Genomic DNA, 10190 nt, shown 5'->3' with positions numbered 1-10190 from the left:
TGAAGCGAATTTTTTCTGGCACATTTTTCCAAGAATTTGAACTCGGCAGCTTTCCACTGTCTGCGGCAGGAACCGTTCAATTGGATCGTTCTTCCCTAGGCAGCAGTCAAAATCAGTTCTATCTCGAACAAACTCGATAGACCAATCGGGTGGCCTTTTCCTTTTCGAGATGAATGATCCTCACGGGTTATGGCCTTCACACCCTAACTCGTGCAGGTTCTTTTTGGCTGCAGGGATGTAATGTTTTGTCGTGTTCCGCCGAACTCACGGTATCGCGGCGTCGTGTTCCCATTGATATTGCCGGGAGCTTTGATACCTAGCCTCCGTCCAACATCAGTATTGCAATAGTAATTGGATCTTTTAAAACTGAATAGTGGTTTGGAGTGCAAACAGGTCATAACTCCGTAGTTGATTGTTGTCGGCATCCAAGGCAAATCCCTTCTTGAAGGTTCCATGGAGATATTCCCCCGAGAAGCTCAGATTGAGGCTCTCAAATGGCCGGATCGTGGTACCAACCCCATAACTAATTTCTGGTTCATCTTCCAATTCGGCAGTCCGCTCATACCGTACGGCGAACTGAATCCAGTCCCACTGTGATGGGTAATAGGCCACCTCAAAGTTATAGGCCAGCGGTTTATCCGCATTCATGGGAAATTCACGGATGGATTCCGTGGCATGCACAATCTCCCCAGTGAATTCAAACGGCGCGAGTCCGATCATTCCGTGTAAGTTCCAGCCTGGGACCCGTCGTCTGAACTTATTCCGGAAATCCAAAAAGAAATCTCCCTCTCCTTCTCCGAGATCGGAAATATATCCCCCGCCGATACGGATCGATTCGTCAAGTAAAGTTACTTCTGCCGCCAACCCCCAATCGATCGAAACCTTTCTGTGGGTTCCCTGCTTGTTGACTTGGCTGTCAAACACATATCCCAGAATCTCAACCGTCTCCCACAACGTATAGTCGATAATGCCGGCCGGTCTTCGGGTTTGTCCGAATTCCAGCAAGGGACCGGTAACGAAATGACTGTAAAACTCTCCGAATGGAAGGTAGAGCAGCCCGACTTTGGCCCCAAACTCTCCGACGTTCACACCGACGAATCCTTCGTCTACCTCTTGATAATGTCGACGTCCGTTGTCTTCGATCGCAAAGAGGAGTTCTGCTTCAAGCCATTTGAAAGATGTGAGTTCGAACCCCAATTCAATGGCCAGAGACGGATCCGGATTCATGACGGATTTTCGTCCATGGGAAAGATTGGTCGTCCTCCAATCTTTTTCTAGATCGACGACCGTTCCGAAGAGGAGCCAGGGCGTGAGTTGTCTGCCTAATGCGGCTTCCCGTCGCTCATCGGGCGTTCGGTAGATCCTGACAGGTTTGGAGGCAGGCGTGGTGGTGTCGGCGGGCGTTGTTTCCTGTGCTGCGGCCTGTGGAAGAGTCCCGAACCCTACGATCACGAGCAAGCCCAGAATGCCTATGCTCTGGTTGATGGGTGATGATAGGCTCATGGAAACGTCAGATATTGCAAAACCCCATCAGTTTCCACAGACTATCTCAAATCTTTGGCAACTAACTCAACGACCGAATGATAAGTTCATCATATGATAATGTGGCTCTCGGCGTTCTCTGGGATAAAATAGTGGCTGGAAGGGACTGGAGAGTCAAACTTGACTTTCATCAAATCGGAAAGGGCATGATGAGGGCGCCTTCAAAGGATGCGAAAGATCGTGCTGCATGAGAATTCTGCTCATCGAAGATGACCAAATTATTGCCGATTTTATCCGGAAGGGGATGAAGGAAGCCGGGTTTATCGTCGATCATTGGGCGGATGGGGAGATTGGGTTGCAGGCGGCGCTCACTCAGGATTATGACGTGGGTATCCTGGATCTTATGCTACCGGGCGTGGATGGGTTGACGATTCTGGATCGGATCAGACAAGCCAAAAAGTCACTCCCGATTATTATCCTGAGTGCGAAACGGACCGTCGATGATCGGATCCATGGATTACGCAGAGGAGGGGATGATTATCTGATTAAACCGTTTTCCTTCAGTGAATTGCTGGCTCGTGTTGAGTCCCTGCTCCGGCGAGCGCAACATGTGGCGGAACCTTCTAGCTTGTCGTTTGAAGACTTACAGTTGGATCTTCTTGCTCGGACCGTGTCCCGAGCCGGAAAGAAGCTGGATCTCCAACCGAAAGAATTCGCTCTTCTGGAATATTTAATCCGGAATGCGGGGCATGTCGTATCTAAAACCATGATCATGGAACGGGTGTGGGATTATCATTTCGACCCCGGAACGAACGTGGTCGAAGCCCGGATCAGCAAACTCAGGGAAAAAATCGATAAAGGGTTTACCCTCCAGCTCATTCATACGGTGCGGGGGCTCGGATACGTTCTCAAACATCCTCATGCTTAGCTTGCCCAACACGCTGACGTTTCGGTTGACGTTCTGGTATGTCTCCGCCTTCTTGCTATGTCTTGCGTGCGCCTTGCTGGGGCTGTACCTCTATATGGATAATCTGCTGGATCGACGGATGAACGAAGATCTCAGGGAAGATGTGGCGGAGTTTCAAGAATTGTTACGGGAACGTGGGTTGGATAAGGTCGTGGCGGAATTGTCCAGAGAAAGCGAAGCCAGCGACGAGTCGAAAATATTTCTACGGTTGCTTGATGCGGAGGGACATAGTCTGTTTAGTTCCGATCTGTCCGCTTGGGAGGATCTTCCGTCGATCACCCAGGAGGTTATGCACCAGAACCGTTCCTTTTCCGGTCCTTTTCTACGAACCCTCGAATTGTCTCAGCACGACGTTCCTGCCAGGATGATTGTTGGACAAATCGGGCCTGGACTGGTATTCCAGGCTGGGGAAACCCTGGAGCAGAAGGCCGTGATCATGGACATGCTGCTCAAAGTGTTTGCCGGAATGGTCTTCTTCGGTGTCCCTCTTTCGGCAGGAATCGGTTGGCTGATTGCCAGAAAAGCGGTCAGTGGGATTGAAGCAGTGAGCCGCGCAGCGAGGGATATTGAGCGTGGCGATCTAGGCCGACAAGTCCGGGTCGATGCCAGAGAAAAAGAAATTCAAACGCTGATGGAAACCTTCAATGCGATGGCCGGGAGGATTCGTGGCCTCATCCAGGGGATGCGCGAAATGACGGACAACATTGCTCACGATCTGCGGAGTCCCTTGGCCCGCATTCGCGCGTCAGCTGAAGGCATTCTGTCTGACTATCCGGCCAAGGAGCAGGAAAAGGCAGCCGCAGCCGAAACCGTCAAGGAGTGCGACCGGTTGATCCACTTGATTAATACTACCTTGGATATGGCCGAAATGGAGTCCGGCGTACACCCTGAAGGAAGGGAATCGGTCAACTTGTCTGCCTTGATCAACGATTTATGCGAATTATTTGAAGCGGTCGCTGAGCAGAAGCATGTGATGCTGGATGTGGCGGTCGCTCCGGATTGTTATGTCCGTGGCCATACAGCCCATCTCCAACGGATGGCGGCCAACCTGCTGGACAATGCCATGAAATACACGCCCGCCGGAGGCCGGGTGAGTGTGTCGCTGACCCGGCTCACCCATGAGTGTCGCTTAACGATTTCGGACACCGGGATTGGCATTCCTTCGGGTGATTTGCAGCGCATTTTTGACCGGTTTTTTCGCTGTGACCATAGTCGTTCCCCGATGAATGGATTTGGATTGGGATTATGTTTTGCCCAAACCGTCGCCCGTTCACATGGTGGAGACATTCAGGTCTCCAGTGAAGTCCAAAAAGGCAGTACGTTTTTTGTCGTGCTCCCCTGTCCTGAAGTTCTTCCCTCCGTCTAGCTCTCCTTCTGTCCAACATTATCAAATTGAAATAGTCCGACCAGTTTCCGGTGAGAATGGGTTGGTAGCGTCTGTTTGAAACATGATGCATGTTCAACATTTCACAATTTCAGAGAGGAGACGTTATGACCAAGCTGTCTTATCCTGGTACGGGCGGGTTCCAGCTCCGATTCTGTCGGACTTTTGAGCGATTGAAGCCGTTTCTGTTCTTGTCGGTGTTACTTATGTTGACGATTGTGATGCTCGTGCCATCGGGAACGGTTGTGTGGGCATTCGATCGGGACGATGACGAAGAGGACGAAACCCTCGGTGGTCATCATGACAGGAGGACCTGTTCCGGCACCGCCCAAGCTGCATTACGGGCGTGCCGGCACGATGCCAAAGACAACTTCTGGATCGCCTATGGCAAATGTCTCAACGACAGTCATGAGGGGAATCTTCGTGAATGTCTGCGGGATGCCCAACATGAGCATCGCGAAGCCCGAACTCTCTGTCATCAACAAAAGAAGTCCAGACTTGAGATTTGTACGGCGCTCGGCGAGGGACCCTATGACCCTGAAATCAATCCCGCTGAGTTCTTAAGCCCGGCCGCTGCTGCGGCAACCCCGAATCCGTATTTCCCACTCGTTCCAGGACTGGTCCGAGTGCTGCAAGCCGGGGATGAAACGATCACGGTGACGGTCACAGAGGAGACCAAAGAAATTCTCGGGGTGACATGTACCGTTATTCGGGATGTCGTGGAAGAGCATGGAGAAACGATTGAAGACACGATTGATTGGTATGCTCAGGACATCTTCGGCAATGTGTGGTATTTCGGTGAAATCGCCAAAAATTTCGAGAACGGGGAACTGTCAAATCTCGACGGATCGTGGACCGGAGGAGTCGATGGCGCCAAACCGGGAATCATCATGAAGGCCAATCCCGAAGTCGGGGATATCTACCGTCAGGAGTTCGCTCTCGGCGAGGCTGAGGATATGGCTACAGTGATCGCCACGACCGAAACTCAGGAACGTGCTCCGGCGGCTGATTGTGCGGACCGTTGTGTGGTCACCCATGATTTCCTTCCTATTGATCCTGGGCATGTGGAGAAAAAGTTCTATGCTCCGGGTATCGGAAATATTTTGGTGATTGATCTGGACACCGGGAAACGCGAAGAACTTATTCAGGTGATTCAACCATGACCATGTTCACGGGCGCAGTTGCTCATGGATATGTGTCGTATCAATTCGGCAGGCTGAACAATTTGACGTGCCGCATGTAGGCATTCCGACACGTTGACTATGCTCACTGGAGGAAGCTCACGAAACATTAACGAAGTGAGAGGATGGCTGGTATCTAGGAGGGATGCTAGGAACATCCTCTCCGGCGGGTGAGCCCGATCCCTGGGTTGAAGGCGATCTCATACCCTCTCAACAATGGAGGGGACCTTTTCACTCCTGTATGGTCCCCTCCATCCCGCCGTCAGGTGGCTCGAGGTTGGTTAACCAGCAAGCATGAAATGTGGTTTTCGGCGATTGCTGGTGGTCACGTTCCAAGGTGCAGCCTAAGATCTGATGCGTTTCATGGCATACTATCCATTCACCTGATTGAATGGTTGGCCAAGAACGTCTGCTCTCACAACCAGGCACTGGGTGACATCAATGCCGGGTGAGTTGCAGGATGCTTTCAAGGATTGTTTGGATAGGCTCAGGAAGGCTCAGATACGGTAGAAGTGGAAGCAACGAGCCAAGGGTTTGCCCCATGAGTTCGAGGAACGACCGCATGTCGAACGGGACCACCCGCATGGTACTGATGGGGTCATAGCCCTCGCTCAGGTTTTTCATCCCGAGCAGATCACTCCCGCCCATCACATTCATTTTTCACGTATTACAGGCATAGAGCCATTTCTCCTCAAAGATTTTAGCCCGTTCGGTCGCTCTTTCATGGTATTGCTCCATGGCGTTCCACTTGGCGTGGTAGAGCTGTTTGGTAAACATGAGAAGAGGCGCCGTGAATAACAAGGGGGCTCTGATGATGAGTCCGATAGGTGGCGAAATCCTTGAAGAAAATTTCTCCTGCCGGTCCGGTGTGAACCTGGCTTGCCGTAGCGAGGATAGCCAGAGCTCCCCAGGTCACGCTGATCAACACCAGGCTTCGTCCGATTAAGGTCAACGTTTCGGTATCCGGAAGGCCTATGGCGCCAAAGAGGCGGTTAACGAGATCGCCTGCGAATAACGAAAACCGTTCAGGCTGAAAGCCAGAAGTGCGCGTATCGGTTGGAAGCATCGTTGGAGGCGTGTCTTATGTGAGATGAGCCACGATGGTCATGACGTGCCACGCTACGATTCTTGATGGTTCTTGGCTGCTGTTGATGGCTTTCATTGCAAATGTGAATCCGGTGGAGAATGTCAGGAAGAGGCTGGAGGTTTTGAGGCGAGGAATTCCTGTTGGGCTTGGTGGATTTGGTTGAGACCTTCCTGAATCAACCCCAAGATTACGACCCAGGCCACAAACCCTAACGTCAGTTCTTTCATGTAGAGCGGCAGATGGAACGGCATGTTCCACACCATGTGTAGGGCCATGGCAATCCCAAGGACTCTCAGAAACCGTGAATCCTTGACCATGCCGAAATGAAAATCCTGATCTCCTCTGATTCGCCATATGGCCGCTCCCACCATGGATGTCCAGAGCACATGCCCGCCGACCATACTCAAAAATCCCCGATAGGTAATGTTATCCAGCATGGCACCTCCGCCGGACGCCAGGAGTTGTTCCAGTGCGTAGCCTGCTGATTCAAAGGCAGCGAATCCAGTTCCGACCGCAGCTCCAAAGAGCATACTGCCCAGCGTCCAGCGGTACTGCAGTCTATTGATCATCAATAACAATGCACCGGGCTTTGGCTGATTTCTTCGATAATTCCCCAGGCTGGCGGCGCCAGCCAGCCGGATAAGCCGGTAGTTCGAATAAAAATAAGGAGAGGGATAAGAGAGAGGATACCGCCGAGAAATACCAATTTGAGGACCTGGTATGAACGAAATGTTCCGTTGAGGCACGTTCACTTCGAAAAGAAGATGAGCAGGGACATGGGAACTGGGCGAATGACCCGGTGACAATGAGTCCGGGCACGAGTTTATAGTTGCCGAAGTATTCAGCGCAAACACAAACCCGAGGTGGTGATCAGAGGAGAGAGACCATGAACACCTTGAAGAAGGCCCAGGTTTCGGCCAGGAGGTGTTGATTCTCAGATGGCTGGCGTCGTGGCTGGGCGTGCCCACGTGAAAGCAATCAACCCTCGTCCCTGCGTTTCGAATGACCTCCGAGAACATTCCAAAAGTTGAAGCCTTTGACACGTTCCAAGCCGGCCACCGAACTGATTTGGTCCGCCGATGTGATCGAGCTAACCTGGTATAAGCCTGGCGACAAATCGCCACCCAGTTGCCAAATACCGTCCGATCCGAAGTTGTTGGTTGACTGCTATCGCCCTCTCTGTGGCCCGATGTCCATCCACGAAAATGGGAGCGTCAACAATGGCGCGAAATCGTGGGAAATTGTTGGTTCCACCGAAAGGCCACATGGCAGTCTGCCACTTCCCGGTCGTCGCTGAGAATCTGGCAAGAGTCGATCGCCCTAGTATGATCTCCGTTGATATCGCCAACCGCTTGCCGCGGTCGGGACCGGTGATGCAGAGTAGAAACGTTGTGGGGATGTCCATCGGTTCGGTCTCCGTCATTGATAAGCTGGTTGTCTGGCTGGTGAGCCCCTCTTCACTCTTTCCCTCCGAAATTATCATGAGGAGCTCGGGGAAGGGATCAGGGGCCGGGGCCTGTATTGCTATTAGTGCTTTCCTCATCCGGGACCGGAAGATTCAGATGGTGAATCGCGTTGGATGCCGGGGCGGTATGCTTTCGATTCCTCCGGATGAGGGTGAGTCTGAGTCGGGGGAATTCTGATATGGAGAAGAATTCGCATCGGTTGTCGTATCCCCATTGCCTGGTTGCGGGAGCCCAGGCACCTGCCGGTGCTGTGAACGGGGAGGCACGCCTTCCCATGAGTTTTCGATCGGTGTTGTATGGATCTTTGACGTCCTGGTTTTTGGTCCTTTACGCAGTCATAGATGTCTTCTGCTGGAGTTGGTTTCGCATCTTTGCCATTCGGTTCACATGGTCGAGTATTTTTACTTTCCGGCCAGACGCTTTGGCGTATTGCTCCATGACTCGTTTCATTGCGGCCCGTTTGTTGCCAAAATCTTCAACGTCCCGCCGGCAGTTGGGATATCGGTCATGGATATGCTTGAAAGGTTATTGGTGTTTTGATGGACGGCTGCCGAGTTTTCATAGTTTTTCTCCCCTCTGTGCGGGGAGCTGTCGGAACTTCCTCAGCATTTCCGAGTACCAATAAAATTATCAGGGGAGTTTCATGGTGTTATGGATTTCCTCTGACGTTCTGACCGCGCTCATGGTTGCCCCCTCTCAGAAGAAGGCTTGTCGGTGTCTGCACGCTGAAGCAAGAGTACGAGGTTTGGGAGTCAGGCTTGTGGGGATTTAAGGTTTTTAGACGTAGAAGGTGGCGACCTGTCGGTCGTTGATCGTTGCCACCGGCACGTTGGTGCCAGGGTCCGGTGTCTAAGCTGTGGGTGGTTGGTGAAGGTATTCTCATCCTGTGTCTCATCCGTCCCTTTGGCCGGTTGGTCGCTGGCAATCAGGGGACGTTGGCCATTTGGGGCCGTAAATGTTTCTGTGATGTCTGGCGCCCTCTTCGGCGGTTGTCGTGCCAAAGGCGGCCACGAGTTGATGGGTAATCCTCCCGTTGGGGGTGAAGGAGGTTTTTCATCATTATAGAGGTCCTATTTCATGAATTTCATCACCGCATGCAAAATGAAACTCCTTGAAGGCGTGTGCTGTACCCTCGCGCGTACTGTACATCGATTTGCGACCCCGTTATAGAATTCAACGGAAGTGTGTATCCCCCTCGAAAGAGGGAGCCCGTACGTCTTCACTATGGGTGTTGCGGATCCTTCCAGTGTAACGAAAATAATGAATAGGTGCTGTATGAATCGGGGAAGCCCACTCTTTCATGGAGATGTTGGACTTGACCTCGTAATCGATGGCCGTTGCTGAAAAATTGCTGCACTTACTTTCTAAACGACGGTCTCTGTTGTACAATTCAACGCGCTCAGTACGGATTTTTTCCAGAATCAAGATCAGCCTTTAAGAAAGAACGGTGGATTTTGCGATGGACCATCGATGCTTGCCCACGAAAACGCCATTTTCTTGAACCTCCAGGAGTGGGAGCTGGTCTGCGTTTGTCCAGTGCGATTGACTATCGCGAAAGCTGCTGGCTCGGGATTCCGGACGGGATTCATGGTGCCTGCAACAATGAAAACAAGGATTGCCTCATGGCAGGTTGGCGGTGCTTCTTCTGGTCCTATGGTCTGGGAAACGGATGGCGGCGGATATTGTGTCCGTGAGCTCGGGTTTGCGATTATCGCATAGATCTGAGCTAGGTCGAGTCCTTATATTGGCGAAACGGAAAAATCCGCGAAGCTTCTTACGACGGCTGGGGAGGCGAAAAGTCGATTTTGTTGTTTGATGAGGCCGACGCGTTGTTTGTCACGGACGGACGTCAACGCTACGACCGGTATGCGAATATTGAAGTGAGTTATTTGCTGGATAGGCTGCGAGCGTATCCCCTGACTTGTGGTGACTGCGGCTCATCGGAAAGTCGAGCTGATCCCCTCAGTCTGCATGCTTGGTGGACTATCATCTGAGTTCCCTCTCCGCCGGGCGGTTCTCCTCCTCTACCAGAGATGATATTCATGAATGTCAGTATACGTTGCCGTGGGGTGGCGATGCTGCTCACAGGAAGTCTTTACATACAGGTGCCCGGCCAATCCGATATTCGCCATATGCTTGGTGATGTGGTACATTTCTTTTCGGCTCTCTTGTTGGCCAGTGTGCCCATCGGCGGCTATTGGTTGCTGTATAAGCGAATTGCGAAAAGGAAATCACGTTTATTTTTTCGGCGGTCGGTGTACGGTTCTTACCAGTTCTTGGGGACGTAATCTACTCCGAGTTCTTCTTCCTGGCTCCACCTTCCGTTTCTCCTGCGTTTCTTAACCGTCGGCTGTAAAGTCTTGAGGGGTTGTCAGCCGATGAAAGATCTATCTGGATGCGTTCGGGTAGGGCTGTGCTGAATGTTGAGGAGGATGGATCAATGAAGTGATGGATTGCCATGTTTATTGTTGGGTCTATGGCCAGGCTGCGCTCGAGTCTATAAACGGCAAGCTGAGTTTGTGCCGAAGAATATGCGCCGTATGCGGGTGCGGGGACGAAGTCCGGTTTGCGGGCAGGTGTTTTTGCTTTGGATAATGGTCAAAACTCATCCGGGGGTTCACGA

The 10190-nt window shown here is 51.9% G+C and carries 10 protein-coding genes; 5 read left to right on the top strand and 5 right to left on the bottom strand.

Features of this window, described 5'->3' with window-relative positions; translation table 11 throughout:
• Window positions 1-360: 360 nt before the first annotated feature.
• Window positions 361-1503 carry an LbtU family siderophore porin gene (locus H6750_20595; protein ID MCB9776714.1) on the bottom strand — a complete coding sequence of 381 codons (1143 nt, stop codon included), beginning with the start codon at window positions 1501-1503 and terminating at the stop codon, window positions 361-363.
• 226 nt (window positions 1504-1729) lie between these two features.
• Between H6750_20595 and H6750_20590 the strand changes: the two genes are divergently transcribed.
• From H6750_20590 to H6750_20580, 3 genes are all read left to right on the top strand, one after another.
• On the top strand, window positions 1730-2410 hold the full coding sequence (locus H6750_20590) for a response regulator transcription factor (GenBank protein ID MCB9776713.1): 681 nt from the start codon (window positions 1730-1732) through the stop codon (window positions 2408-2410).
• Entirely contained in the window at window positions 2403-3815 is a 1413-nt protein-coding gene (locus tag H6750_20585; GenBank protein ID MCB9776712.1) for a HAMP domain-containing histidine kinase, read from the top strand. Before H6750_20590 ends, H6750_20585 begins: the two co-directional genes overlap by 8 nt.
• A gap of 125 nt (window positions 3816-3940) precedes the next feature.
• Window positions 3941-4996 (top strand): hypothetical protein, encoded by a 1056-nt coding sequence (locus tag H6750_20580; GenBank protein MCB9776711.1) that lies wholly within the window; start codon window positions 3941-3943, stop codon window positions 4994-4996.
• A gap of 456 nt (window positions 4997-5452) precedes the next feature.
• Here the strand turns inward: H6750_20580 and H6750_20575 are convergent, their stop codons facing one another.
• From H6750_20575 to H6750_20560, 4 genes are all read right to left on the bottom strand, one after another.
• Window positions 5453-5638, bottom strand: coding sequence for a hypothetical protein (locus H6750_20575; GenBank protein ID MCB9776710.1), 186 nt, complete (start codon window positions 5636-5638; stop codon window positions 5453-5455).
• 97 nt (window positions 5639-5735) lie between these two features.
• The gene (locus H6750_20570) at window positions 5736-6080 is read right to left on the bottom strand and encodes a hypothetical protein (protein MCB9776709.1); all 345 of its coding nucleotides are present in this window, start codon (window positions 6078-6080) and stop codon (window positions 5736-5738) included.
• Window positions 6081-6202: 122 nt separating this feature from the next.
• Window positions 6203-6847 carry a PrsW family intramembrane metalloprotease gene (locus H6750_20565; GenBank protein ID MCB9776708.1) on the bottom strand — a complete coding sequence of 215 codons (645 nt, stop codon included), beginning with the start codon at window positions 6845-6847 and terminating at the stop codon, window positions 6203-6205.
• 344 nt (window positions 6848-7191) lie between these two features.
• Window positions 7192-7506 (bottom strand): hypothetical protein, encoded by a 315-nt coding sequence (locus H6750_20560; GenBank protein MCB9776707.1) that lies wholly within the window; start codon window positions 7504-7506, stop codon window positions 7192-7194.
• 1866 nt (window positions 7507-9372) lie between these two features.
• On the opposite strand from H6750_20560, the gene H6750_20555 reads away from it, so the two are divergent.
• Window positions 9373-9561, top strand: a complete 189-nt coding sequence (locus tag H6750_20555; protein MCB9776706.1) for a hypothetical protein — start codon at window positions 9373-9375, stop codon at window positions 9559-9561.
• Window positions 9562-9609: 48 nt separating this feature from the next.
• Window positions 9610-9855: a hypothetical protein gene (locus H6750_20550; GenBank protein MCB9776705.1), complete on the top strand. Its 246-nt coding sequence runs from the start codon at window positions 9610-9612 to the stop codon at window positions 9853-9855.
• The last annotated feature ends 335 nt before the right edge of the window (window positions 9856-10190 follow it).

The sequence above is a fragment of the Nitrospiraceae bacterium genome (assembly GCA_020632595.1).
GTDB lineage: Bacteria > Nitrospirota > Nitrospiria > Nitrospirales > UBA8639 > Nitrospira_E.
The sequence above is the reverse complement of the archived record's forward strand: the minus strand, read 5'-3'. Positions and strand labels throughout refer to the sequence as shown.